Here is a 23,814-nt window from a genome sequence, read left to right as displayed (position 1 = left end):
GCGACAGTATATGACTATAATTGTGTAGGATTAGTTCCAGCTAATCTGCCGGAGCGCCTCGCCGGCGATCATTGCCGCCGACATGGCGACGTTGATGGAGCGCTGCCCCTCGACCATGGGGATCAGGATACGCGCTTCGGCCGCCTCGTGCACGTGATCGGGCACCCCGGCACTTTCCCGGCCGAAGAGGAGGATGTCGCCCGGCTGGAAGGCAAAACGGGTATAGGGCAGGGCGGCCTTGGTGGAGGCGAGGACGAGGCGAGAGCCGCCGTCCTTTCGCCATTCGTCGAAGCGCTGCCAGTTGACGTGGCGCTGAAGCGCGACGCTTGCCAGATAATCCATGCCGGAGCGTTTGAGGTTGCGATCGGAAATGTCGAAGCCGGCGGGCTCGATGATGTCGACACCGAGGCCGAGGCAGGCGGCGAGCCTGAGGATCGTGCCGGTATTGCCGGCGATATCGGGCTGGTAAAGGGCGATGCGCAGCATGGTCATGTCAGGTGCTTACGGGAAATCGGCAATCGGACACAAGCGCTTTCAGTGCTCGGCATGGCTGTGACGATCGCGCAACATGAAAGCTGCGGAGGTAATGTTCGTGTCGATTTACCCTTTCCAAATTGTCGCGGACGGGATAGAAGGAACTCGTATTTCAACGCCAGCCGACGGAGGCCTACATGGATATGACCGTGCTCTCGCGCCCCGGCAGCCAGATCATTATTCGTCTGGCTTAGGCGTTTCGCGGTTTCTCGCAAACTTTTCTCCTTCTGACTCGTTACGTGGCCAGCATAAGGCCGCGCTATCCTGAATTTCACCGTCCGCCCCTTGGTCCGCATTGCGTCCGCCGGGCACGACGGCGGTCCGATTTACGGAGCTTTTTTCATGTTCTCGTGGTTCGAACGGCGCATCAATCCCTATCCGGATGAAACGCCTAGCTTGCCGCCCTCCGGCCTCCTGGCCTTCCTGTGGCACTATACCAAGCCGGTATGGCCATGGGTCGTCATCATGTCGACCTGCACGATGCTGATCGCGATCGGCGAGGTGATGCTCTTCCAGTTCCTGGGCGACATCGTCGATTGGCTGTCGAATGCCGACCGGACGACCTTCCTTCAGACAGAAGGGATGAAGCTCGTCTTCATGGCCTTCGTCGTCCTCGTCGCGCTGCCGCTGATTGCCGGGTTCAACTCGCTGATCATGCACCAGATCCTGATGGGCAATTTCCCGATGATCGCCCGCTGGCAGATGCACCGCTTCCTGCTCAGGCACTCGATGACCTTCTTCGCCAACGAGTTCGCCGGTCGCGTCTCGACCAAGGTGATGCAAACCTCGCTCGCCATCCGCGAAACGGTGATGAAAGTGCTCGACGTATTCGTCTATGTCGTCACCTATTTCATTTCGATGATCGCGGTGGTGGCGTCCGCCGACCTGCGTCTGGCGGCACCGCTCGTCTTGTGGATCCTCGTCTATTCGCTGACCGTCGCCTATTACGTGCCGCGCCTGAGAAAGATCTCAGCCGAACAGGCGGATGCCCGGTCGATGATGACCGGCCGCGTGGTGGACAGCTATACCAATATCGCGACGGTGAAGCTGTTTTCGCATGCCGGCCGCGAGGAAGCCTATGCGCGCGACGCAATGGATGTGTTCCTCAAGACCGTTCACGCGCAGATGCGCAAGGTGACGGGCTTCCAGGCACTCGTTTACTTCTACAACTGCGCGGCTCTGTTCGTCGTCGGCGGGCTGTCGATCTGGTTCTGGCTGGACAGCGCCATTTCGATCGGCGCCATCGCGATCGCCATCGGCCTTGCCATGCGCATCAACGGCATGTCGCAATGGGTGATGTGGGAGGTTTCCGCGCTCTTCGAAAACATCGGCACCGTCTATGACGGCATGTCGATGATGACCAAGCCGCATGACGTCGTCGACCAGCGGGAAGCGGCGAGGCTTGGCGCGAAGAAGGGGCATATCCATTACGAAAACGTCCGGTTCCACTACGGCAAGGGCAAGGGCGTCATCGATGGTCTGACGCTGGATATCCCGGCGGGGCAGAAGGTCGGCCTCGTCGGCCGTTCAGGCGCCGGCAAGACGACGCTGATGAACTTGCTTCTCCGGTTTTATGATCTGGAGGGCGGGCGCATCACGGTCGACGGTCAGGATATCTCTGCGGTCACGCAGGACAGCCTGCGCTCGCTGATCGGCGTGGTGACCCAGGATACTTCGCTTCTGCACCGGTCGATCCGCGACAACATCGCCTATGGCAAGCCGGAGGTGAGCGACGCAGAGATCATAGAGGCGGCCAAGCGGGCGAATGCCTGGGACTTCATCGAGGGACTTTCCGACATGCAGGGACGCCAGGGGCTCGAAGCGCATGTCGGCGAGCGCGGGGTGAAACTCTCGGGCGGCCAGCGTCAACGTATCGCGATCGCCCGCGTCTTCCTGAAGGACGCGCCGATCCTAGTGCTCGACGAGGCGACTTCGGCGCTCGACTCAGAAGTCGAGGCGGCGATCCAGGAAAACCTCTTCGCGCTGATGGAAGGCAAGACGGTGATCGCGATCGCCCACCGGCTCTCGACATTGACGGAAATGGATCGGCTGATCGTGCTCGACCGAGGCCGGATCGTGCAGACCGGGACGCACCAGGAACTGGTCGCATCCGGCGGCATCTATGCTGACCTCTGGAACCGCCAGTCCGGCGGGTTCCTCGGAGATCACGCTCCGGAAGAAGAGGCGGCGGAGTAATCCGCTGCCGCTTCAGAGGCGCTTTCCCGACTGTGCCAGACACGCAGCAGGAACAGCGTATCTCCGTCAACTTCGTAGCGACGTTCGTCGTCACCGATCAAAAGACGGTGGACCTCGCGCGGTGCGGACTCCGCCAGCCTTTCGCCGAGGCGAGGATGTTCCAGCACCGCATCTTTCAACGCAACCATGACATTACGAAAATGTAAGCGGTGTCCGCATGGCTTTTCCTTTGCCGGGAGAGGGAATCCGCCTATATCGAGGTCATGCTGAAATCGGTCTTCCGCACTTTCGAAAACTGGATCAAGCCGTTCGAGAGGCAGGACGATCTGAGGCCGCCTGTCGGTCTCGTCGGCTTCGTCTGGTTTTATGTCCGCCAGGCAAAGCTTCCCTTCTTCGCCATGCTGGTGCTCGGCGGTCTCGCCGCGGGCGTTGAAGCGGCGATGTTCTGGTATGTGGGCCGGCTGGTCGATATTCTCGACACGGCCAAACCCGCTGACGGATGGTCCGGCCTCGTTGCCGAACACGGAACCGAACTCGTCGTCATGGCGCTGGTCGTCTTCATCGGCCGCTTCCTGATCGGGCTGTTTACAGCGTTGGTCGACCAGCAGATCATCACCCCCGGTTTCTACAATCTGGTGCGTTGGCAATCCTATATCCACGTTTCGCGCCAGTCTCTGAGCTTCTTCCAGAACGACTTCTCAGGCCGGATCGTCACGAAGGTCTGGTCGGCGGGCCAGGCAACGGGGGACGTGCTGACGTCCTTCATGGAAAGCGTCTGGTTCGTCGGCATCTATTCGGTTTCGACGATTGCCCTTGTTGCGCAACTGGACTGGCGGCTGGCTGTCGTCGTGGTTGCCTGGCTTACCATCTTTGCCGTGCTTGCAAGATATTTCGTGCCACGCATCCGCGAGCATTCCAAGGCATCTGCCGAGGCCGGTTCGATGATCAGCGGAAGGATGGTGGATGCCTATTCCAACATCCAGACGCTTCGCCTCTTCGGCCGCGACGAAGCCAACGACCGCTATATGCGGTCCGGATTTGAGACCTTCCAGGAGACGATCATCGCCTTTACTCGCCTGCTCACCAGCGTGCGAGCCTCGATGGCTTTCCTCTCCGGCACGATGATCGTCACCATGGCCGCGATGAGCGTGCATCTCTGGCTGTCGGGGCTGATCAGCTCCGGTGCCGTCGCCTTTACGCTGGCGCTGATGCTGCGGCTGAACTTCCTGCTCGGCCGGCTGATGACGCAGCTGAACAGTATCATGCGCAATATCGGCACGATCCAGAACTCGGCCGAACTCATTTCGCAGCCGATCGGTCTCGTCGATGCGCCGGACGCCGCCGAGCTCGTCGTCAAGCGGCCGGAAATTCGGTTCGACAACGTCAGCTTCCACTACGGCAAGGCGAGGGGCGTGATCGACAACCTGTCGCTGACGATCCGGCCTGGGGAAAAGATCGGCATCGTCGGGCGCTCCGGCGCCGGCAAGTCGACGCTCGTCAATATTCTCTTGCGCTTCTACGACCTCGAAGGGGGCCGCATTCTCATCGACGGCCAGGACATCGCCAAGGTGACGCAGGAGTCGCTGAGAGCACAGATCGGCATGGTGACGCAGGATACTTCATTGCTGCACCGCTCGATCCGCGACAACATTCTGTTCGGCCGGCCGAACGCGACCCAGGACCAGTTGATCGAGGCGGCGCGTAAGGCCGAAGCCGACACGTTCATCGCAGCACTGGAGGATCAACGCGGACGCAGGGGCTTCGACGCGCATGTGGGCGAGCGCGGCGTCAAGCTTTCCGGTGGCCAGCGGCAGCGGATCGCCATTGCCCGGGTGATGCTGAAGGACGCGCCGATCCTGGTTCTGGACGAGGCCACGTCGGCGCTCGACTCCGAGGTCGAAGCCGCAATCCAGTCCAATCTCCAGCGGCTCATGCACGGCAAGACGGTCATGGCGATCGCTCACCGGCTCTCGACGATCGCGGCGCTCGACCGGCTGATCGTCATGGACAAGGGACGGATCATCGAGGAAGGCACGCACAGCCAGCTTATCGGCCGCGGAGGCCTCTATGCCGAGCTCTGGGCGCGGCAGTCGGGTGGCTTTCTGGCGGCCGATGCGGCCCAGTAGGGGTCAGGGAGCTGTGCCGGTAATGGCGATCTCGGCCATCAACCCGTAGTGGTTCGATCCGTGCGTATCGGCAAACCGCGTCAGCGACTTTATCTTCAAGGGCGCCCGCGCGTAGACATGATCGATGGGGACGCCGAATACGCCCGCCCGGATGGGCCATGTCGCCGGCTCCCATTCCGCCGTCTTGAGCTCGGTCAGGCTCAGGAAACGTCGCATGTTCGGCGCGAGGCTGGAGGCGTTGAAATCACCCGATACCAGGAGCGGGCCTTCCGCTTCCGAGATCGCCAGCGCCGCGCGGATCAGTTCCAGCGAATGAAAATTGTCGAAATAGGGCTTTGTCGTGTGGATCCCGACGAGATTGATGGTCCGGCCGGCGACGGTGATTTTCGCGAGAATGAAGCGCGAGGGGAAGATCTCGCTGAGGCTGCGCACGATCGGCGTCTCGATCGGCGTCTTTGACAGCATCAGCTGATCGCAGAACGGGATGATGACACCGCAGCCGACCCGGTAGGGATATGTCTTCGCCAGTTCATCCAGATGAACGCGCAGCGGCGCCGCCTCCATGATGTTGACCAGATCGGCGCCGGACCCGGTAATGGCGCGGACAACGCTTTCGGCGTTTTCGTAGTTGTCGTTGAGGATGTTGAAGGAGAGAAGGCGGAACGTCGGCGCTTGAGCCTCGTCGGCTGTCGCCGGCGCGGCGAACTCACGGCCCATCAGCACCGCGTGACCGGCAAAGAGAAGAGAGGCTGCAAACAGAAGCCAGACGAGGAAATGCCGCTTCACCACTAGCGCAACGACCATGGCGACAATGCAGGCCGCGGCCGCATGCAGTTGCAAGCTGTAGAGCGTTGCCAAAGTCCAGTGGGGATGGATGTAGCGGGTAGCGATTGCGGCGAGCACAAGCGACACGATGACGCAGATGGCAACCGATAATGCTTGTCTCATTCAGGTCTGTCCGGAGCGGCAGCCTTTCGCCGTGCGGTTCGCCTATCACGCGCTCCGGTTTGTTGCAATGCGGTATGCCCGAAAGCGGTTAACGGCGAGCGCGGCAAAATTGGGCCGCCCCTAGGGAAGCGGAGACTTTCCAGAGATTTGGAAGCGCTCGGTATCGGTCCATGGTCCCGCTTGGAAGGCTCGCTGCGGCCGCGTTACCAGATGGCCGCAACCCTTCAGTTTTCCCGCGACAAACTGGCCTGCGGCACTTGCCAAGGCTGGACATATTTTGCGATCAAGCATAGAACGCGCCGGATTGCCGGGGGAATCTATGTTCGAATTGTGTTCAACCAAGATTCGCCCGGAGCGGGGGCAATGCGGTTTTCGCGAATTGCGTGAGAAGGAAGATTGAGCCGTGAGCGAACACGAGACACATAGCGAAACACTAGGCGAGCCTACTCGCCGTGATTTCCTTTATCTGACGACCGGCATGGCCGGCGCTGTCGGCGCGGTAGCGGTCGCTTGGCCTTTCATCGATCAGATGCGTCCGGACGCTTCGACGCTCGCGCTGGCTTCGATCGAGGTGAATGTCGGAGCGGTCGAGCCTGGCATGTCTTTGACCGTCAAGTGGCGCGGCAAGCCGGTCTTCATCCGCAACCGCACGCCGAAGGAAGTGGAAGAGGCAAATGCCGTCGCTTTGGGTGATCTGAAGGATCCCGTCGCGCGCAACGCCAACCTTCCGGCCAATGCCGAAGCGACGGCAGTCGACCGCTCGGCCGGCGAAGGCAAGGAAAACTGGATCGTCATGATCGGTTCCTGCACGCATCTCGGCTGCGTTCCGCTCGGCCAGGCCGGCGATTTCGGCGGATGGTTCTGTCCCTGCCACGGCTCGCACTACGATACCGCGGGCCGTATTCGCAAAGGTCCCGCGCCGCAGAACCTTGCCATTCCGACTTTCACGTTTACGTCCGACACAGTGATCCAGATCGGGTGAGGGGATAAATACTTATGAGCGGTCATTCCACATACCAGCCATCGACCGGCATCGAAAAGTGGATCGATTCGCGGCTTCCGCTGCCGCGCATGGTCCATGACAGTTTCGTTTCCTATCCCGTTCCCCGCAATCTCAACTACGCATATACCTTCGGCGCGATGCTGTCGGTCATGCTGATCGTGCAGATTCTTACCGGCGTGGTGCTTGCGATGCACTATGCCGCCTCGACGGGCGTTGCCTTCAATTCCGTCGAAAAGATCATGCGCGACGTGAACCACGGCTGGCTCTTGCGCTACATGCATGCCAACGGCGCTTCGTTCTTCTTCATCGCCGTCTATCTGCACATTGCCCGCGGCCTCTACTACGGCTCCTACAAGGCGCCCCGCGAAATCCTCTGGATCCTCGGCGTCGTCATCTATCTCCTGATGATGGCAACCGGCTTCATGGGCTACGTGCTTCCCTGGGGTCAGATGTCCTTCTGGGGTGCAACCGTCATCACCGGCTTCTTCTCGGCCTTCCCGCTGGTCGGCGAATGGATCCAGCAGTTCCTGCTTGGCGGCTTCGCCGTCGACCAGCCGACGCTGAACCGCTTCTTCTCGCTGCATTACCTGCTGCCGTTCATGATCGCCGGCGTCGTCGTCCTGCACATCTGGGCGCTGCACGTCACCGGCCAGACCAACCCGACCGGCGTCGAAGTGAAGACCAAGACGGATACCGTCGCCTTCACCCCCTATGCGACGCTGAAGGACGCACTCGGCGTATCGGTCTTCCTGATCGTCTATGCCTGGTTCATCTTCTACATGCCGAACTATCTCGGCCATCCGGACAACTACATTCCGGCTGACCCGTTGAAGACGCCTGCGCATATCGTTCCGGAATGGTATTACCTGCCGTTCTACGCGATGCTGCGCGCCATCACCTTCAATGTCGGCCCGATCGACTCCAAGCTCGGCGGCGTTCTGGTGATGTTCGGCTCGATCATCATCCTGTTCTTCCTGCCCTGGCTCGATACGTCGAAGGTCCGCTCCGCCGTCTACCGTCCGTGGTTCAAGCTGTTCTTCTGGCTCTTCGTGGTCAACGCCATCATGCTCGGCTGGCTCGGCGCCATGCCGGCAGAAGGCGGCGGTCTGCTGGCGTTCCTGTTCAAGGGCGAACTCGCCGGCAACTACGTCGGTTATTCCCAGCTCGGCACTCTCTACTACTTCGGCTTCTTCCTCGTCATCATGCCGTTGCTCGGCCTGTTCGAGACGCCGCGGCGTATTCCAAACTCCATCACGGAAGCTGTTCTCGAAAAGAACGGCAAAACCGCCGCAGCCAGCGTCTGACAGCTTGCGACCGAGAGGGATTAAAAAAATGAAAAAGCTTGTTGCAAGCCTTGTGTCGCTGGCCTTCTTGGCAGGTCTCGGCGCCGCTTCGGCGATGGCTCAGGACAATCACGCAGCAGCGCCCGCCGGCGCTGAAGCTGGCGGAGAGCATGCAGAAGGCGCCACGCCGCATTATCCGATCCACCATCCGAAGCAGGTCGACTGGAGCTTTGCGGGTCCGTTCGGCCACTACGACAGGGGTCAGCTTCAGCGCGGCCTGAAGGTCTATACGGAAGTCTGTTCCGCCTGCCATTCCATGCAGCTGGTTTCCTTCCGCACGCTGGAAGATCTCGGCTATTCGGAAGCGCAGGTTAAGGCCTTCGCTGCGAACTATGAAGTGCAGGACGGCCCGAACGACGCCGGCGAAATGTTCGCCCGCAAGGCCGTACCGTCGGATTACTTCCCGTCGCCGTTCCCGAATGCCCAGGCTGCTGCCGCCGCCAACAACGGTGCGGCGCCGCCGGACTTCTCGCTGATCGCCAAGGCGCGCGGCGTCACCCGCGGCTTCCCGCAGTTCGTCTTCGATATCTTCACGCAGTATCAGGAAGGCGGCCCGGACTATATCTATTCGCTGATTTCCGGTTACCAGGAGCCGCCTGCCGGCGTCGAAGTTCCGGAAGGTACTCACTACAATCCGTATTTCGTCGCTTCCGCGTCGCTCGCCATGGCTCCGCCGATCAGCGAGGGCCAGGTGACCTATGACGACGGCGCTCCGCAGACGGTCGATCAGTATGCCAAGGACGTTTCCGCCTTCCTCATGTGGGCCGCAGAGCCGCATCTCGAAGCCCGCAAGCGCACCGGTTTCATGGTCATGGTCTTTCTGGTGATCTTCACCGGCCTGATCTACCTGACGAAGAAGTCGGTCTACGCCACCAAGGAACACTGAGGCGTTCGCCTCGGATGCGAAAAAGGCGGCTTCAAGCCGCCTTTTTTGTTGGGAGAAGGTCGCCGAGTTGATAGGCTCGCCTCCTGCTGTTTCCGCTATTTTTTCAGGGTCTCATGTCCTCCAAATCCGATCTCTCCGCCGCCATCCGCTCCATCCGGGACTATCCGAAACCCGGTATCGTCTTTCGCGACATCACCACCTTGCTCGGTGACGCAGCCGCTTTCCGGCAGGCTGTGGACGAATTGGTGCGGCCCTATGTCGGGCTGGGCGTCGGCAAGATCGCCGGCATCGAAGCACGCGGTTTCATCCTCGGCGGCGCGCTGGCGCACCAACTCTCTGCCGGGTTCGTGCCGATCCGCAAGAAAGGCAAGCTGCCGCATGACACGGTCCGCATCGCCTACAGCCTCGAATACGGGGTCGACGAAATGGAGATGCATGCGGACGCGGTGAAGCCCGGCGAGAAGGTGATCCTGACGGACGACCTGATTGCGACCGGCGGCACTGCCGAAGGCGCCGTGAAGCTGCTGAGGCAGCTGGGCGCCGAGATCGTGTCGGCCTGCTTCGTCATCGACCTCCCGGATCTCGGCGGCCGCAAGAAGCTCGAAGCGCTTGGGGTCGAGGTCCGGACCCTGGTGGAATTTGACGGCCACTAAGGGCGAGGGCGGTTTTCCGGTTCGGATTACGCGAATTCGAGAACCGTGCCCTCGTAACGCATGACGACGTCGCCGTGCTGGTTCACGCCGTCGTTGATGGTCATGTTGATCCAGGTGCCGGAGCGCGAGGTGAGCGGGCGGCTTTCTGTGAGCTGGACGGAATAGGTGATGGCGTCGCCCGCATAAACAGGCTTCAGCCACTGAAGCTTCTTGAACCCGGCGGAGGGGCCGAGCTTCGGCGCCACCCTGCCTTCGGCTTCGAGGCGGGCGACCTCTTTCGTCCAGTAGGCGATGTAGGTCTTCATCCAGCCGGCGCAGGTATGCCAGCCGGAGGCGCAGAGCGCGCCGAAGACATAATTCTTCGCCGCTTCCGCATCCACGTGGAAGGGCTGCGGATCGAATTTTCGGGCGTAGCGGACGATGTCCTCGGCGGTAAAGAGAAGCGTGCCGGTGGTCACCTTCCGGCCCGGCGGGGAGAGTTCGATCAGCCTCATGCGGCGTCCTCCCGGGCGTCGCGCAAGCGCATCATGATGGGGTTTTCGCCGCGCATGACGATCTCGCCGCGCTGGTTCTCAACCTCATGAAGGAACTTAACGAGGCCGATACCCGGACGCGAGCGAAGGGGACGGGATTCCAGAACGGTGGACCTGCCGGAGAGCGTATCGCCGGCAAGCACCGGCTTCTTCCACTCCATGTACTCGATGCCGGGTGAGCCTTCGGAGGATGAGCGCGACAGCCAGCCGTCGAACATCATCCGCATGAACATGCTTGCCGTATGCCAGCCGGAGGCGGAGAGGCCGCCGAGAATGCTGGCCTTGCCGGCCTCCTCCGACAGGTGCATGGGCTGCGGATCGAACTCTTCGGCGAATTCGACGATTTCCCCGGCCGTCACCAGTTTCGACGCGAGGGGAAAGACCCGCCCGATCGTGAAATCCTCGAAATGGAAATCGGCTTCCGACATGAGGCCCTCCCGCTCTTGGCTATTCGATATCAGGTATTGAAGCGGAAATGGATGACGTCGCCGTCGTTTACGACGTATTCCTTGCCTTCGTCGCGACCCTTGCCGGCTTCCTTGGCGCCGACTTCACCCTTGAAGTTGATGTAGTCGTCATAGGCGATGGTGAAGGCGCGGATGAAGCCGCGCTCGAAGTCGGTGTGGATGACGCCCGCGGCCTGCGGGGCCTTGGTGCCGCGCACGATCGTCCAGGCACGGGTTTCCTTCGGACCTACGGTGAAATAGGTGATCAGGTCGAGCAGGTGATAACCGGCACGGATCAGCCGGTCGAGACCGGCTTCCTCAAGCCCGAGAGCCGAGAGGAATTCCTTGGCTTCCTCTTCCGGAAGCTGCGCCACCTCGGATTCGATTGCAGCCGAGATGATCACGCATTCGGCACCCTGTTCCTTGGCCATGGCGGCAACGGCTTGCGTGTGCTCGTTGCCGGTCGAGGCATCGGCTTCCGCGACGTTGCAGACGTAGAGCACAGGGTGCGAGGTCAGAAGGTTGAGGCCCTTGAGGATTTCGATCTCTTCGGGCGCGAGCGTTTTCAAGAGCAGGCGGGCCGGCTTGCCGTCGTTCAGGAGCTTGATCACCGCTTCCATGACCGGAAGCTGCGCCATGGATTCCTTGTCCTTGCCGGTCGCCCGCTTGCGTGTCTGTTCGACACGCCGCTCCAGGCTTTCCAGATCGGCGAGCATCAGCTCGGTCTCGATCGTATCGGCATCGCCGACCGGATTGATGCGGCCTTCCACATGGGTGATGTCGTCGTCTTCGAAGCAGCGCAGCACATGCACCACCGCATCGACTTCGCGGATATTGGCAAGGAACTTGTTGCCGAGGCCTTCACCCTTCGACGCGCCGCGCACGAGGCCGGCGATATCCACGAAGGAAATACGCGTCGGGATGATTTCCTTGGAGCCTGCGATTGCCGCAAGCTTCTGCATGCGCGGATCGGGAACGGCCACTTCGCCCGTGTTCGGTTCGATCGTGCAGAAGGGATAGTTGGCGGCCTGTGCTGCCGCCGTCTTGGTGAGTGCGTTGAAGAGGGTGGACTTGCCGACATTCGGCAGGCCCACGATACCGCATTTGAAACCCATGGGTCCGGACCCTGTATCGCTAGAAATTTCGTTGCTGTGGCTATGGGGGAACGGGCTCTCCGGGTCAAGGGTTTGACGCGGGTTGGTGCATGCTATCGAGCGGCAGTTGCTTGAAATATTCCGGTTGCGGTGCGATATAGCCGGCATGTCTCCCGATAGGATTGCGTCGTCAGGAGAGGCCGATGGCCGAGGACACTACCCTAAAACCGAAAACGACCACGAAGCCCAAGCTGGAGCGGCCGAAGCTCTACAAGGTGATACTGGTCAACGACGACTACACGCCGCGCGAATTCGTCATCATGGTGCTGAAGGCCGTGTTCCGCATGAGCGAGGAGACGGGTTATCGCGTCATGATGACGGCCCATCGCATGGGCACATGCGTGGTGGTGGTGTGCGCGAAGGATATCGCCGAAACCAAAGCCAAGGAGGCCGTGGATCTCGCCAAGGAAGCGGGCTATCCGCTGATGTTCACGACGGAGCCCGAGGAATAGGCTTCATTTCCCGGCTGCGACGCCGAGCGCCTCCGCGGTAACCCAAAATACGGCATCCTGGGATTCTGCCGTTTCCAGCCACAGCAGTTCGAGATCCGGAAACTCCTCTTCGAGAATTTCGCGGCCAGAGCCGATCTCGCAGATCATGCCACCGCCCGGATTGAGGTGCTTTGGCGCTTCTGCAAGCAACTGGCGGACGATATCGAGGCCATCGACTCCGCCGTCGAACGCCATGGCCGGCTCGGCCCGGAACTCTTCCGGGAAGCCCGCCATCGCCTCATGGTCCACATAGGGCGGGTTGGTGATGATCAGGTCGTATTTCTTCTTGCCGAGCGGCGCGAACAAATCGCCTTCATGAAGGCTGACCTGGCCTTCAACCTCATGCTCCGCAACGTTCAGCCTGGCGACGTCCAGCGCATCGGAGGATAGGTCGACCGCGTCGACTTCCGCATTGGGAAAGAACTTGGCGGCGAGAATGGCGAGGCATCCGGAACCGGTGCAGATGTCGACCGCGCTTTCCACACTGAGCGGATCCGGAAGGAAGGAGGAGCCTTCGTCACTCAGATATTCGGAGAAGAGGATTTCACCGATATGGGAGCGGGGTACGATGACCCGTTCGTCGACATGGAATCGGACGCCCTGAATATAGGCATGGCCGGTGATATAGGACGTGGGTTTTCGCGTTGCCACGCGTTCCTCGATCCGTTCGGCAAGGAGCTCCCGTTCGGCAGTGGTCAACCGGGCATCGAGAAACGGATCAAGCGCGTCGATCGGCAGGTTGAGGGTGTCCAGGATAAGAAACGCGGCGTCGTCGCCCGCCGTCGTCGTGCCGTGCCCGAAGCTCAGGTTAGCCGCGTTGAAACGCGAGATGGCGTAACGCCAATAGTCACGAAGGGTCACGAGTTCGCGGGCGATGTCGGTCGTGTTAAAAGCGTTGTTCATTCCAGATTTTCCGGTTGTCTTTGTCGTTTCGGAAGACGGGCCGAAGCCGCCTCACTTGCCCTTGTCGCCGAACATCTTCTTCAGCATCTCGGCCATCGGGCCGGTGGTCGGGATATTCGGCTTGGCGCCGCCGCGGGCCTGATGGATGTGCGATTTTCCCGCCGGCTTCGGTTGCTGGGGCTTCTCGGCTTTCGGCTTCTCATCGTCCGGCTTGCCGCCGACGGCGAGCGCCAGCTTGTTCATCAGCTGCGAATCCTCGGCCTTCACCAGCATCTCGGCATTGTCGGTGATCGCGTCGAGGAGGGGGGAAAGCCAGGCCTGATCGGCCTTGGCGAAATCGCCGAGCACGTGATTGTGCACCAGTTCCTTGACGCCGGGGTGACCGATGCCGAGGCGCAGGCGCCGATAGTCCTTGCCGCAATGGGCGTCCAGCGATTTCACTCCGTTGTGGCCCCCGTGGCCGCCACCCGTCTTGATGCGGGCCTTGCCAGCCGCCAGGTCGAGCTCGTCATAGATCGCAATGACGCTTTCCGGGCCGAGCTTGTAGAAGCGCATCGCTTCACCCACGGCTTCGCCCGAGAGATTCATGAAGGTCTGTGGCTTTATCAGCAGAACCTTTTCGCCTGCGAGTTCGCCTTCGGAAATCTCCGCTTTGAATTTCTTCGACCACGGCGAAAAGCCGGGCCGACGCTGGATCGCATCGACAGCCATGAAACCGATATTGTGGCGGTTGCCCGCATATTTGGCACCGGGATTGCCGAGACCCGCAATGATAAGCATGAAGAAATCCGTCCTTCGCTGATGGTCTTCACCAACGCGAAACGCCGGCAATGTCAACCGGTTTCATGAGCGTGCGGCGCTACTGGGGCTGGTTGATGCCGTAGCGGTTGAGGATGGCGGCCTGAGCGCCGTCCTTGATGAGCCTGTCGAGATTTGTCTGCATTGTCGCGATCAACGCGTCGGACGTGGTCCTGTTGCAGGCAATGCCGAGATGTTGCTCCGAAAATACGATCACTCTTTCGATTGCGGTTCCCGCCCCGCGAAGCTTTTCGTAGACGCCTTCCGACATAGGCATCATCTCGATACGGTCCTCGAGCAATTTGCGAAGCGTCGTATCAATATCGGCACTGAGGTCGATCTTCATGAAGCCGAAGCTCTTCAGAAGACCTTCCGTATAATCGGCGCGGTGAGTGCCGACCGTATACTGCCTGGCTTCGTCCATCGTCGCGGCCGACACTTTCGAACCGCCGTGCCGGACCAGAATACTCCGGTCGATGAAAAGCGGAACCACCCATTTGAAGCGGGGTTCGCGCTCCGCTGTGCGGGCTGCTGCGAAGACGCAGTGGCCAGCTTGCGTTTCCGCCATGGCGATCGCTCTCGCCCACGGCAGGATTTCCAGCGTGAATGGAACCTGCGCCTCGCGCATGATGACCTCCACCTGGTCGATGCCGGCGCCGCGATATTTGCCTCCCGGCTCCTGATAGCTGAAGGGCGGATAGGACTCGGTCATCAAGACAATCGGGTTTTGCGCAGCGGCGCCAGACGCGAAACTGAAACTGGCGAGAAGCAGTAATGCCGTTTTCATCTGTTCCCCTCCAAACGAGCCTGTTGTCTTTCTTGACCCAGCATGTCGTCCGGCGGAGACGATGTTCTAACTCGCCAGGGACCTCAATTCGGCCTGCCGGGCAGATAGGGCCGAAAGTAGTTCGGAAATTTCGCGGGGCCTCGAGAAGAGGTAGCCCTGGGCATAGTCGATGCCCATCTGGCGGAGCAGCGCGCGCTGCTCCTCCGTTTCAACGCCTTCGGCGACGACTTTGCAATTCATCTTATGGGAGATGGCGCTTATACCTTCGACCAGCATCCGGCTCTTGCTACCGATATCGCCCGCCTGTTCCGTGAGCGAACGAATGAACGACTGGTCGATCTTGACGATATCGACCGGAAAACGGCTCATGTAGCTGAGCGAGGAATAGCCTGTTCCGAAGTCGTCAAGCGCGATCCGACATCCGAGATTGTGAAGATCGTTGAGGATGGTGCGGATCTCGGGATTGTCATGCATCAGCACCGCTTCGGTAATCTCGATAACGAGGCGGGACGGCGCAATGCCATGGCGGCCGATCAGGCCGGCAAGGCGGGCGAGCAAGCCGGGCTCGAACTGCAGCGGTGAAAAATTGACGGCGACATAGGTATCCTCCATCCCGGGCAGGCGCGATACCCGTGCGAGGTTCGCCATTGCGTCTTCGAGAATGAGGTTGCCGATCTGGCCGATGGTACCGGTCTCCTCGGCGACGCAAATGATGCCTGCCGGCGACAGCAAGCCTTTGCGCGGATGACGCATGCGCATCAGCGCTTCGAAGCCAGACGGTGCGCCCGTGGCTATGTCGACGATCGGCTGGAAGTGTGCCTCGAACCAGTTGTCGGCAATGCCAGCTTCGATGTCGTTCTCGATCTCCGCCCGTTCCCGGGTCTGGTCGAGAATGGCCGGATCATAGACCTGCGACCCATTCTTGCCGTCGCGTTTGCGGGCATACATGGCCATGTCGGACTTCTGCAGCAGTTCTGCGGCGCTGGCGGCATGGGTGGGGTAAAAGGCGAGACCGATGCTGGCGCTGAGCCGCACACCGGTGCCGTGGGCACGGAAGGGCACTTCGAACATGTCCACGATCGTCTGAGCCAGCCCTGTCGCGCGATGCTGGGCGTCGGCGCCGGTAATCAGGATTGCGAATTCGTCGCCGCCGAGACGGGATGCGCTGTCGTTCTCACGCAGCATCGGTTTCGTTCGTTCGACAAACTGACACAGGATCGCGTCGCCGGCTGCGTGGCCGAGATTGTCGTTGATCGACTTGAAGCGGTCGAGATCGACGAAAAGGCATGCAACGTCGGTTTTTGCCTGATCCGCCTCGGCGATCTTGCGGTCGAGCATCGCCTCGAAGCCCTGGCGATTCAAAAGCCCCGTGAGGTGATCGGATATCGCCTGCTGATGATTGCGCAGTTCGGACTGCTTCAATTCGGTGACGTCGGTCATGACGCTGAGCGAGCCGGGGATGCTGCCGCTTGCGGCGCTCAATTCGGTTTCGACGATCAGAACGTTGATCAGACGGCCATCGGCACAGAGGAAACGGACCGTCACCTCGATCACCGGGCCGCTCGATTTTCCCTGCTCCTTGCGCTGGCGGTAGATTTCCCTGTCCGGGGGAGCCACGAGGTCGGAGAAGGGGCGATCGATCACGTCGTCGCGGCGATAACCGGTGGCGAGCAGCCAATAGTCGCTGACGGCGGCTATCTGATCGCTGCGGTCGAGCGAAAACAGCATGGCCGGAGTGAGGTTGTAGATTTCCGTCGTCTGCTGATGCGCCCGCTTCAGTTCCCGTTCCTCGCGTTCGAGGAGGGTCTGCATCTCATTGAAGCTTTTGGCCAGCCGGCCCATCTCGTCGTTGGAGCGCCAGTCGACGTGGTGGCGCGAGCCGAGGCGGCGGGTTGCCTCGATGGCGGCTGTCAGCCGCATCAGCGGCTTGATCACCATCACGCGGTTGCCGAGGATGGCAGCTCCGAAGACCGTCAGGATGGCGATGATGAAAATGGAGATGAAGGCCATTTCCATCTGATGCAGGGCCGAGAACCATCCAAGCTTCGGCACGTAGACAGTGATGCTGCCGACATTGCGTATTCCCTGCTGAGACTTGTAGAAGATCGGCTCGGATATCGATTGCAGTCCGCGGAAATCGACCGGATTTACATCCACCTCGGCTATGTTGAGCTTGCCGGTATTGTCGCTGATCTGCACGCCGAAAATGGCGGGGTCCGCGACGAGTACAGAGGCGATTTGATGGATGCTTTCGGTATCCAGGTCCCAAAGCGGCTTGCCAAGCGCCTGGGAGTTGGTGAGCAGCATTACATTGACGTGCTCACCCTGGATCTTGGCAGCCTGTTGCGAAGAAAGCGCCAGGAACAGCGTGAAAAGCGGAGCCACGACGACCAGCAGGGCGCCAGAAATGATCGTGATGAAACGACTCTCGACAGAACGAGTCATTCGTCTTCCCGCACTTATTCTCCGGCGATGCCGGATCGTTCCCTCATCCTAAACTCGTCCATGCTTTCATGCATTGATTAAACTTCACTGAACCTGGCGTGACCAAATCTGGTTCGATCGTAGAAGCGTAGTAAAGAAGTCGTATATTTGAACAATAAAAAAACCCGCCTCCGGATGAAGGCGGGTTTTTTTATTGGATCGTCTGCTTCGTTATTCGGAAGCAGGCGCTTCTTCTGTCGCTTCTTCGACGCCGCCAGCCGGGGCAACGATCGTAGCGATGGTGAAGTCGCGGTCAGCGATGACCGGACGTACGCCCTTCGGCAGCTTCACCGCAGAGATGTGGAGGCTGTCGCCGACCTTGGCGCCAGCCAGATCGACAGTCAGGAATTCCGGGATGTCGCTGGCCGGGCAGTAAAGCTCGACTTCGTGACGAACGATGTTCAGAACGCCGCCGAGCTTGACCGCGGACTTGTCTTCGTTGACGAAGTGAACCGGAACTTCGACCGAAACTTCGGTGTCGCCGGAAACGCGCAGGAAATCGACATGCATGGTGAAGTCACGGACCGGATCCAGCTGGTAGTCCTTCGGGAGAACCTGGATCTTCTGGCCATCGACTTCGATCGTTGCGACGGTGGTCATGAAACCGCCGGCGTGGATGCGCTTCGTCACTTCGTTGGTCGAGAGTGCGATCGCGAGGGGGGCCTGCTTGTCACCATAGATGACAGCGGGAATCAAACCGTTGCGGCGAAGTTCGCGGGAGGACCCCTTACCTACCCGTTCGCGCGCCTCGGCCTTGAGCTCGTAAGATGCGTGGCTCATGGCATATCCTTTCGAGGTTATTTGGAGAGTTCTTCGCAGCGAAGTCGCCGCGTCAAACCGAAGGGCATCGTCCGATGCGCTTCATCCGCGTTGCCTCCAAGGGTGTCTGCGCGGACGGGCGGGCTATAATACAAAGGCGCCGGAAGCGCAAGTATTGCGGTGACTCCATCACGGCCCAGCTTGACTTCTCTTCTGCCATATCCAAATTCACGTCTCGTTCAGCGAGGGAAGGGCTTCAATAAATGCGTCGGATATGGATTGCAGCGGGCATGGCAGCGATGTCGTTTGTGCAACCGCTTGCCGCAGCGGAGATCAACGATCAGGGTGCTCGAAACCTTCGCGACGACCTCGGCCATTTTCTGCCAGATTCGGTGCTGGGCAGCGGCTTTCTGACGGTCAAGCCTTCAGGAGAAAGCTACGAAATCAAATACGATTTCGCCAAGCTTATCGAGAGCATCGGGAATAAAGACTTTGTCGTCTCGGGCCTTGCTCCGTTTTCCGTTTTCGCCGCGCCGATGAACGGCGGACTGTGGAAATTCACCAGCGACAATGACCTGAACTTCTCCGTTCAGGGCAAGATGCCGGATGGCAAGTCCACCGATTTCACCTATTCGGTAACCGACGCGGTCTTTTCGGGTATTTTCGACCCGGCGATCAGCTATCTTCGTTCGGGCGAGATGACGTCCGGCCCGATCCGCATGGTATCCAAGACCGGAACCGAAGAGCTCGAGGCGAGCTTCGCCGGCATGAATTATTCCCTCACGTCGACCGCTGCTGCGAGCGCCGGCGCAACGAATTTCCAGGGCAAGGGTTCATTTTCGAGATTCTATGAACGGGTCACAACGGCCGAGAACCCGCCGATACAGATCCGTGCCGAGAGCCTCGACTTCGACGTCGGCGTCGAGGGCGTCGTGGCGGAGAAAATCCGAAATCTCGTGTCGTTCGGGCTCGAACTCGTCAAGGACGAAAAGCCCTCGCAGACCGAGATCGCAAAGCTGAAGGAACTGATCCGTGGCGCAATGCCGTTCTTCAGTTCGCTGTCGGAAAAAATCACTTTCAACCGTTTTGTGGTGGCAAGCCAGATCGGCGATTTCGAGGTGGGCAAACTGGATTACACGCTTGCTATGACGGAACCTTCCGAGGCGACCCGGATCGGGTTCGGCATCGGGGTAGAGAACATTTCCGCGCCATCCGGTCTCATCCCCGAGCTTTATGCCCAGTTGGTGCCTGAAGTCGCCGAAATACAGGTCGGGATCACCGATCTCAATTTTGCTCGCTTTGTCGACACCCTTATGGAGATGGACATTTCGAAGCCCGGCCCCGTGCCCGAGGCGGAGAGCGCACGCCTCGGCGAAGCCTTCCTTCCGGACGGCCAGGTAAGGATCGACTTTCCGAAGGTCGTTGCGAAGTCATCGCTCTATGATGTCGAAGCTTCCGGAGAGATGAGCGGTTATCCGGACCAGAAGGATCGCTATATGATCGAGACCTCGATTTTTGCCCGGGATGTGGACAAGCTCATCCAATATTTTCAGGGCGCGGCGAAGGTCGATCCGCAGTTCAATCAGGTCTCTTTCGCGGTGATGATGGCGAAGGGCATGGCCAAGACGGAGCCGGATGGCCGCCTGCGCTGGGACATCAAATTCGAAGACGGTAAAAGCCTGACCGTCAACGGACAGGTACTCCAGTAGGATTTTCGCTGACGGTCATTCCCGGTCGAATACAATATGGTTCCGTTTACCATCGGCGCGAACCATTCCAACATGTTTCACTGCTAAAGTTTTCAAAAGCCAATTGAAAACTATCAGAGTTTCATGTTTCGCGTCCTCTCCTGTCTATTGATCGAGCACGACCTGCGCTACATCGCCTGTGCGGCGCTGCTTTGCGTTGTTGGTTCCTTCCTCACGGTCCGGCTTTTCGCGCGTGTCCGGCGTGGCCGCGGCGTCGACAAAGCCATATGGCTTTTCCTCGCGGGCTTCGTGGGCGGCTCGACCACCTGGACTACACATTTTCTCGCGATGCTGGGATATCTCGGAGGCGGGCAGGCGACCTACGACCCGGCGCTGACGTTCTGGTCTTTCCTGATTGCGGTGATGACTTCCATCTTCGGCTTGGGAATGGCCAGCTACGGCGGTCGGTCGGCGGTCGTGGAAGCCGGCGGAGCCGTCATGGGGCTTGGTATCGCAGCCATGCATTACACGGGCATGTCTGCCTATGTGGTGCAGGGTGTCATCGAATGGGACCGGGATTACGTCTTCGCCTCCCTGGTTTTCGCGGCTCTCTTCGGAGCCCTGATCACCAGCCGGATCGTGCGCCCGGTAACCCGGTTCTGCAGATACGGCTCCATGCTCGCCATGATCCTCGCGATCACCGCCACGCATTTCACCGGCATGGGGGCAATCAACGTGCTGCTCGACCTCAAGGCAGCCGTTCCGTCCAGTGGCGTGCCGGCGGTCGTGCTGGGCTTTGGCGTTCTTTCGCTGATGCTGATCCTTCTGGCCCTCACGGCGGCAACCTATCTGCTCGATGCGCGTACCGCCAAGGCCGCGGTGGAGCAGTATCGTCATCTGTCGTTGCACGATCCACTGACCGGCCTTTCCAATCGCGCTGCCTTCAACGAACAGCTCCAGGAGATCGAAGCATATCCGGCGGATCCGACCGCTCGGACCGCTGTCCTGTCCTTCGATCTCAATCGCTTCAAGGAAATCAACGACGTGCACGGGCATGCCGCCGGGGACGCGGTGCTAAGGACCATCGGCGGCAGGTTGATGCAGGTCACCGGGGAGGGGGAATTCATCTGCCGGGTCGGCGGAGATGAGTTCGTCGCTGTGAAACGCAGATATTACCGGCGCTCCGATGCCATGCTTCTCGCCAACCGGCTGCTGGCCGAAATCTGCAAGCCGATCGAGTGGAACGGCAACAGATTGGCGGTGGGATCGAGCGTCGGCATCGCACTCTATCCAGGTGAAGCGAAGACGATCGACGATCTGGTCGCGCAAGCGGATGTGGCGATGTACCGGGCCAAGAAAACCGGCGACAATGCGATTTGCTTCTACGATTCTTCGATGGACCAAGCGGTGCGCGAGCGCAACGCACTGGCCATGGACATGCGGTCCGGACTGGCCGCCGGCCAATTCGAACTCTATTACCAGCTTCAGAATGACACCTTCACCGGCGACGTGATCGGTTTCGAGGTGCTGCTTCGCTGGAACCACCCCGAACGCGGACAGATATCTCCGGGCGAGTTCATTCCAATTGCGGAGCGCACGGGCTTCATCTGCGAGCTCGGGGAATGGGTGCTTCGGAGTGCCTGCACGGAAGCGGCCCGCTGGCGGAATCCACTGGGTATCGCCGTCAACGTGGCATCGCAGCAACTGGCTGATCCGAATTTCCCGCTGAAGGTACTCGCGATCCTTGAAGAGACCGGACTGGACCCCAACAGGCTTGAAATTGAAGTCACCGAATCCGGTATCATTGCCGACCACCAACGGGCGCTGCAGACGATCAGGCACTTGAAGAGCCTCGGGGTGAAGATCGCCATGGACGATTACGGCACCGGATATTCGTCACTCTCCACTCTGATGACCTTCCCTTTCGACAAGATCAAGATCGACCGCACCTTCGTGGATGGTCTGGCGGTCAATTCCCATTCGGCGGCGATCGTCAGGTCGACGCTGATCCTCGCGTCAAGCCTCGATATTCCGGTGCTCGCGGAAGGGGTGGAGACCGACGAGCATATGGCTTTCCTTCGCAAGGAAGGCTGCACGCAGGTGCAGGGCTATCTTTTCGGGAGGCCGGGGCCCCGCGCCGGCATCGAGCACATCGTCAATGCCGGGTTGGGGGAGTTTGCCGCCAAAGTCGCCTGATCGGATTCTAGCGGCGAGGCTCGCCGCCCGGCGCATAGATTGTTTTCTGTTCGAAGCGGAACTTGTGTCCGCACTGGCCGCAACGGAGCATGTATTTGCGGGGATCGGTCGACGCGAATTCGGTGAAGAAGCCGCGCGGCAGTTCGTCTATTCGGAAGTCGCGACTTTTGTGCCGCTTGTCGTCGGTCTCTGATACTTCGGCAAAGCCGGTGTTTCCGCACTGGGAACATTCGAGTTTTCGGGAATAGCGGTCGCGCGCGGCCATGCGGAATCTCCTGCGTCTGGTCCTTACCTAGCCAAAGCAGCCCGGCAAAGCAAAACACCAGGACGGTTGTCCTGGTGTTTTGCAAGGAAACGTCGTTGTGGCCGCCCGTTCAGCGGCGGCATTCTCCCGGTGTCACCGATCTGGCACCGGCATTCCTGGCCTCGCAGGCGTTCGGAAAGGTTTGCAGGGTTGGGCCAATCCGTCCGCAGACGGGATTGTATTCCCGTGTGCAGGCGCGGCCTCCATCCGGACGACCGGGCCTATCCCAGTCCGGACGGTCGGGCCTGCCCGGCCTGCCGGGGCGATCCCAGTCGGGTCGATCCGGGCGACGCGAGCACTCGCCGGTGCCGACGATCCGAAAACCGCGCTCGCGGGCTTGGCAGGCATTGCCGAAGGTTTCCAAACGTCCGCCGCGCTCGCCGCAGACGGGTCGATATTCCATGGTGCACATCTGCGGTCGCGGTTCGGGCCAGGGCCGTGGAGGCGGACCACCGCCCGGTCCTGGCCCAGCTTCGACGCAGCTCGAAAGCACGGGGAGAAGAAGGGCGAGTGCCCATGTCTTCGATTGTCCGGAAAAGCCGATCATGGCGAATGCCTCCTCGTTGTTTCTACCAGGAGTCTACCGGAATACTTGCAGTTGAAAAAGGTCAGTCGAACAGGCTGGAGACAGACGATTCCATGGCCGTCCGGTTGATGGCTTCGCCAAGCAGGTTGGCGGTCGTGATCACCCGAATGTTCGGAGCCGACTGCACTGCCGTCGTCGGCTGGATGGAATCGGTGATGACGAGTTCGCGCAGCTTCGAGGTTGCGATACGCGTGACGGCGCCCCCGGAAAGAACGCCATGGGTGATGTATGCGGTGACGCTTGTCGCGCCGTTCTTCAGCAGTGCTTCCGCCGCGTTGCAGAGCGTTCCGCCGGAATCGACGATGTCGTCGATCAGAAGGCAGTCCTTGCCGTCGACATCGCCGATGACGTTCATGACTTCGGATTCGCCTGCTCGCTCGCGGCGCTTGTCGACGATGGCGAGCTGACAGTCGATCCGTTTGGCAAGCGACCTAGCGCGGACAACGCCGCCGACATCAGGCGAAACGACCATGACGTTGTTGAGGTCGTAATGTTCTTTCACGTCGCGGGCGAGGATCGGCACCGCATAGAGATTGTCGGTCGGGATATCGAAAAAGCCCTGGATCTGGCCGGCATGCAGATCAAGCGTCAACACGCGATCCGCACCGGCCTCGGTGATCAGGTTGGCGACGAGCTTTGCCGAAATCGGTGTGCGCGGGCCTGCCTTGCGATCCTGGCGTGCGTAGCCGAAATAAGGAAGCACTGCCGTAATGCGCCGGGCGGAGGACCGCCGGAACGCATCGATCATGATCAGGAGTTCCATCAGGTTGTCATTGGTCGGAAAGGACGTCGACTGAATGACGAAAACGTCTTCCCCGCGCACATTTTCCTGAATTTCAACGAAGATTTCCTGGTCTGCGAACCGCCTTACGCTGGCTTTTCCGACTGGTACATTGAGATAGCTGCAGATCGCGTCGGCAAGATGCCGGTTCGAATTGCCTGCGAAAACCTTCATTGCGGTCCGCCTATTTTGAAGCTGGATGCGGGCCTTTTACC

23 protein-coding genes are annotated in these 23,814 nt (G+C 60.1%); 9 read left to right on the top strand and 14 right to left on the bottom strand.

Annotated elements, in window-relative coordinates:
* Nucleotides 1-30 precede the first annotated feature (30 nt).
* Complete coding sequence (locus C5L13_RS15295; RefSeq protein ID WP_105384143.1) at nt 31-492, bottom strand: tRNA (cytidine(34)-2'-O)-methyltransferase; 462 nt, start codon at nt 490-492, stop codon at nt 31-33.
* Nucleotides 493-876: 384 nt separating this feature from the next.
* On the opposite strand from C5L13_RS15295, the gene C5L13_RS15290 reads away from it, so the two are divergent.
* Nucleotides 877-2,730, top strand: coding sequence for an ABC transporter ATP-binding protein (locus C5L13_RS15290; protein ID WP_105384142.1), 1,854 nt, complete (start codon nt 877-879; stop codon nt 2,728-2,730).
* On the opposite strand, the gene C5L13_RS15285 is transcribed toward C5L13_RS15290, so the two are convergent.
* Nucleotides 2,700-2,918, bottom strand: coding sequence for a hypothetical protein (locus C5L13_RS15285; RefSeq protein ID WP_105384141.1), 219 nt, complete (start codon nt 2,916-2,918; stop codon nt 2,700-2,702). The genes C5L13_RS15290 and C5L13_RS15285 overlap by 31 nt on opposite strands.
* Before the next feature lie 75 nt (nt 2,919-2,993).
* On the opposite strand from C5L13_RS15285, the gene C5L13_RS15280 reads away from it, so the two are divergent.
* Nucleotides 2,994-4,856 carry an ABC transporter ATP-binding protein gene (locus tag C5L13_RS15280; RefSeq protein ID WP_105384322.1) on the top strand — a complete coding sequence of 621 codons (1,863 nt, stop codon included), beginning with the start codon at nt 2,994-2,996 and terminating at the stop codon, nt 4,854-4,856.
* Between the two features lie 3 nt (nt 4,857-4,859).
* Here C5L13_RS15280 and C5L13_RS15275 read toward each other — a convergent pair whose 3' ends face one another.
* Nucleotides 4,860-5,804, bottom strand: a complete 945-nt coding sequence (locus C5L13_RS15275) for an endonuclease/exonuclease/phosphatase family protein (RefSeq protein WP_105384140.1) — start codon at nt 5,802-5,804, stop codon at nt 4,860-4,862.
* Nucleotides 5,805-6,207: 403 nt separating this feature from the next.
* Here C5L13_RS15275 and petA point away from each other — a divergent pair, with 403 nt between their 5' ends.
* From petA to C5L13_RS15250, 4 genes are all read left to right on the top strand, one after another.
* A complete protein-coding gene (petA, locus tag C5L13_RS15265; RefSeq protein WP_105384138.1) occupies nt 6,208-6,786 on the top strand; it encodes a ubiquinol-cytochrome c reductase iron-sulfur subunit in 579 nt (192 codons plus the stop codon).
* A gap of 14 nt (nt 6,787-6,800) precedes the next feature.
* Complete coding sequence (locus tag C5L13_RS15260; RefSeq protein WP_105384137.1) at nt 6,801-8,111, top strand: cytochrome b; 1,311 nt, start codon at nt 6,801-6,803, stop codon at nt 8,109-8,111.
* Nucleotides 8,112-8,139: 28 nt separating this feature from the next.
* On the top strand, nt 8,140-9,036 hold the full coding sequence (locus C5L13_RS15255) for a cytochrome c1 (RefSeq protein ID WP_105384136.1): 897 nt from the start codon (nt 8,140-8,142) through the stop codon (nt 9,034-9,036).
* Between the two features lie 113 nt (nt 9,037-9,149).
* A complete protein-coding gene (locus C5L13_RS15250; RefSeq protein WP_105384135.1) occupies nt 9,150-9,689 on the top strand; it encodes an adenine phosphoribosyltransferase in 540 nt (179 codons plus the stop codon).
* A 26-nt stretch (nt 9,690-9,715) separates the two neighbouring features.
* On the opposite strand, the gene C5L13_RS15245 is transcribed toward C5L13_RS15250, so the two are convergent.
* From C5L13_RS15245 to ychF, 3 genes are read right to left on the bottom strand one after another with little or no spacing between them, the layout of a single operon-like run.
* The gene (locus C5L13_RS15245; protein WP_105384134.1) at nt 9,716-10,183 is read right to left on the bottom strand and encodes a MaoC family dehydratase; all 468 of its coding nucleotides are present in this window, start codon (nt 10,181-10,183) and stop codon (nt 9,716-9,718) included.
* Complete coding sequence (locus C5L13_RS15240) at nt 10,180-10,650, bottom strand: MaoC family dehydratase (protein WP_105384133.1); 471 nt, start codon at nt 10,648-10,650, stop codon at nt 10,180-10,182. Before C5L13_RS15240 ends, C5L13_RS15245 begins: the two co-directional genes overlap by 4 nt.
* A gap of 29 nt (nt 10,651-10,679) precedes the next feature.
* A complete protein-coding gene (gene ychF / locus C5L13_RS15235; protein ID WP_105384132.1) occupies nt 10,680-11,783 on the bottom strand; it encodes a redox-regulated ATPase YchF in 1,104 nt (367 codons plus the stop codon).
* A gap of 182 nt (nt 11,784-11,965) precedes the next feature.
* On the opposite strand from ychF, the gene clpS reads away from it, so the two are divergent.
* Nucleotides 11,966-12,274, top strand: a complete 309-nt coding sequence (gene clpS, locus C5L13_RS15230) for an ATP-dependent Clp protease adapter ClpS (protein WP_105384131.1) — start codon at nt 11,966-11,968, stop codon at nt 12,272-12,274.
* Between the two features lie 3 nt (nt 12,275-12,277).
* Here the strand turns inward: clpS and prmB are convergent, their stop codons facing one another.
* The 5 genes from prmB to C5L13_RS15205 form a co-directional block, all read right to left on the bottom strand.
* Entirely contained in the window at nt 12,278-13,216 is a 939-nt protein-coding gene (gene prmB, locus C5L13_RS15225; RefSeq protein WP_105384130.1) for a 50S ribosomal protein L3 N(5)-glutamine methyltransferase, read from the bottom strand.
* Nucleotides 13,217-13,267: 51 nt separating this feature from the next.
* Nucleotides 13,268-13,996, bottom strand: coding sequence for an aminoacyl-tRNA hydrolase (pth, locus tag C5L13_RS15220; RefSeq protein WP_105384129.1), 729 nt, complete (start codon nt 13,994-13,996; stop codon nt 13,268-13,270).
* A gap of 79 nt (nt 13,997-14,075) precedes the next feature.
* A complete protein-coding gene (locus C5L13_RS15215) occupies nt 14,076-14,801 on the bottom strand; it encodes a substrate-binding periplasmic protein (protein ID WP_105384128.1) in 726 nt (241 codons plus the stop codon).
* 66 nt (nt 14,802-14,867) lie between these two features.
* On the bottom strand, nt 14,868-17,246 hold the full coding sequence (locus C5L13_RS15210; protein WP_105384127.1) for an EAL domain-containing protein: 2,379 nt from the start codon (nt 17,244-17,246) through the stop codon (nt 14,868-14,870).
* Nucleotides 17,247-17,456: 210 nt separating this feature from the next.
* Complete coding sequence (locus C5L13_RS15205) at nt 17,457-18,065, bottom strand: 50S ribosomal protein L25/general stress protein Ctc (protein WP_105384126.1); 609 nt, start codon at nt 18,063-18,065, stop codon at nt 17,457-17,459.
* A 269-nt stretch (nt 18,066-18,334) separates the two neighbouring features.
* Between C5L13_RS15205 and C5L13_RS15200 the strand changes: the two genes are divergently transcribed.
* Both C5L13_RS15200 and C5L13_RS15195 read left to right on the top strand, forming a co-directional pair.
* A complete protein-coding gene (locus C5L13_RS15200; protein ID WP_158693453.1) occupies nt 18,335-19,753 on the top strand; it encodes a hypothetical protein in 1,419 nt (472 codons plus the stop codon).
* A gap of 123 nt (nt 19,754-19,876) precedes the next feature.
* Nucleotides 19,877-21,928: a putative bifunctional diguanylate cyclase/phosphodiesterase gene (locus tag C5L13_RS15195; protein ID WP_105384124.1), complete on the top strand. Its 2,052-nt coding sequence runs from the start codon at nt 19,877-19,879 to the stop codon at nt 21,926-21,928.
* A 7-nt stretch (nt 21,929-21,935) separates the two neighbouring features.
* On the opposite strand, the gene C5L13_RS15190 is transcribed toward C5L13_RS15195, so the two are convergent.
* The 3 genes from C5L13_RS15190 to C5L13_RS15180 all read right to left on the bottom strand — a co-directional run bounded on the left by C5L13_RS15190 (nt 21,936) and on the right by C5L13_RS15180 (nt 23,773).
* The gene (locus C5L13_RS15190; protein WP_105384123.1) at nt 21,936-22,193 is read right to left on the bottom strand and encodes a hypothetical protein; all 258 of its coding nucleotides are present in this window, start codon (nt 22,191-22,193) and stop codon (nt 21,936-21,938) included.
* Between the two features lie 109 nt (nt 22,194-22,302).
* Nucleotides 22,303-22,779, bottom strand: coding sequence for a Kazal-type serine protease inhibitor family protein (locus tag C5L13_RS15185; protein WP_105384122.1), 477 nt, complete (start codon nt 22,777-22,779; stop codon nt 22,303-22,305).
* A 61-nt stretch (nt 22,780-22,840) separates the two neighbouring features.
* On the bottom strand, nt 22,841-23,773 hold the full coding sequence (locus C5L13_RS15180; RefSeq protein WP_105384121.1) for a ribose-phosphate pyrophosphokinase: 933 nt from the start codon (nt 23,771-23,773) through the stop codon (nt 22,841-22,843).
* Nucleotides 23,774-23,814: the final 41 nt, after the last annotated feature.

It is taken from the genome of Neorhizobium alkalisoli, from assembly GCF_002968635.1.
Lineage (GTDB): Bacteria > Pseudomonadota > Alphaproteobacteria > Rhizobiales > Rhizobiaceae > Neorhizobium > Neorhizobium alkalisoli.
This window is presented reverse-complemented; position numbering and strand designations above follow the sequence as displayed.

Bases quoted from the DNA above. Each gene is read 5' to 3' on its own strand.
- C5L13_RS15295 (WP_105384143.1), bottom strand. From the start codon at position 492: ATGACCATGCTGCGCATCGCCCTTTACCAGCCCGATATCGCCGGCAAT.
- C5L13_RS15290 (WP_105384142.1), top strand. From the start codon at position 877: ATGTTCTCGTGGTTCGAACGGCGCATCAATCCCTATCCGGATGAAACG.
- C5L13_RS15285 (WP_105384141.1), bottom strand. From the start codon at position 2,918: ATGGTTGCGTTGAAAGATGCGGTGCTGGAACATCCTCGCCTCGGCGAA.
- C5L13_RS15280 (WP_105384322.1), top strand. From the start codon at position 2,994: ATGCTGAAATCGGTCTTCCGCACTTTCGAAAACTGGATCAAGCCGTTC.
- C5L13_RS15275 (WP_105384140.1), bottom strand. From the start codon at position 5,804: ATGAGACAAGCATTATCGGTTGCCATCTGCGTCATCGTGTCGCTTGTG.
- C5L13_RS15260 (WP_105384137.1), top strand. From the start codon at position 6,801: ATGAGCGGTCATTCCACATACCAGCCATCGACCGGCATCGAAAAGTGG.
- C5L13_RS15255 (WP_105384136.1), top strand. From the start codon at position 8,140: ATGAAAAAGCTTGTTGCAAGCCTTGTGTCGCTGGCCTTCTTGGCAGGT.
- C5L13_RS15250 (WP_105384135.1), top strand. From the start codon at position 9,150: ATGTCCTCCAAATCCGATCTCTCCGCCGCCATCCGCTCCATCCGGGAC.
- C5L13_RS15245 (WP_105384134.1), bottom strand. From the start codon at position 10,183: ATGAGGCTGATCGAACTCTCCCCGCCGGGCCGGAAGGTGACCACCGGC.
- C5L13_RS15240 (WP_105384133.1), bottom strand. From the start codon at position 10,650: ATGTCGGAAGCCGATTTCCATTTCGAGGATTTCACGATCGGGCGGGTC.
- ychF (WP_105384132.1), bottom strand. From the start codon at position 11,783: ATGGGTTTCAAATGCGGTATCGTGGGCCTGCCGAATGTCGGCAAGTCC.
- clpS (WP_105384131.1), top strand. From the start codon at position 11,966: ATGGCCGAGGACACTACCCTAAAACCGAAAACGACCACGAAGCCCAAG.
- prmB (WP_105384130.1), bottom strand. From the start codon at position 13,216: ATGAACAACGCTTTTAACACGACCGACATCGCCCGCGAACTCGTGACC.
- pth (WP_105384129.1), bottom strand. From the start codon at position 13,996: ATGCTTATCATTGCGGGTCTCGGCAATCCCGGTGCCAAATATGCGGGC.
- C5L13_RS15215 (WP_105384128.1), bottom strand. From the start codon at position 14,801: ATGAAAACGGCATTACTGCTTCTCGCCAGTTTCAGTTTCGCGTCTGGC.
- C5L13_RS15210 (WP_105384127.1), bottom strand. From the start codon at position 17,246: ATGACTCGTTCTGTCGAGAGTCGTTTCATCACGATCATTTCTGGCGCC.
- C5L13_RS15205 (WP_105384126.1), bottom strand. From the start codon at position 18,065: ATGAGCCACGCATCTTACGAGCTCAAGGCCGAGGCGCGCGAACGGGTA.
- C5L13_RS15200 (WP_158693453.1), top strand. From the start codon at position 18,335: ATGGCAGCGATGTCGTTTGTGCAACCGCTTGCCGCAGCGGAGATCAAC.
- C5L13_RS15195 (WP_105384124.1), top strand. From the start codon at position 19,877: ATGTTTCGCGTCCTCTCCTGTCTATTGATCGAGCACGACCTGCGCTAC.
- C5L13_RS15190 (WP_105384123.1), bottom strand. From the start codon at position 22,193: ATGGCCGCGCGCGACCGCTATTCCCGAAAACTCGAATGTTCCCAGTGC.
- C5L13_RS15185 (WP_105384122.1), bottom strand. From the start codon at position 22,779: ATGATCGGCTTTTCCGGACAATCGAAGACATGGGCACTCGCCCTTCTT.
- C5L13_RS15180 (WP_105384121.1), bottom strand. From the start codon at position 23,773: ATGAAGGTTTTCGCAGGCAATTCGAACCGGCATCTTGCCGACGCGATC.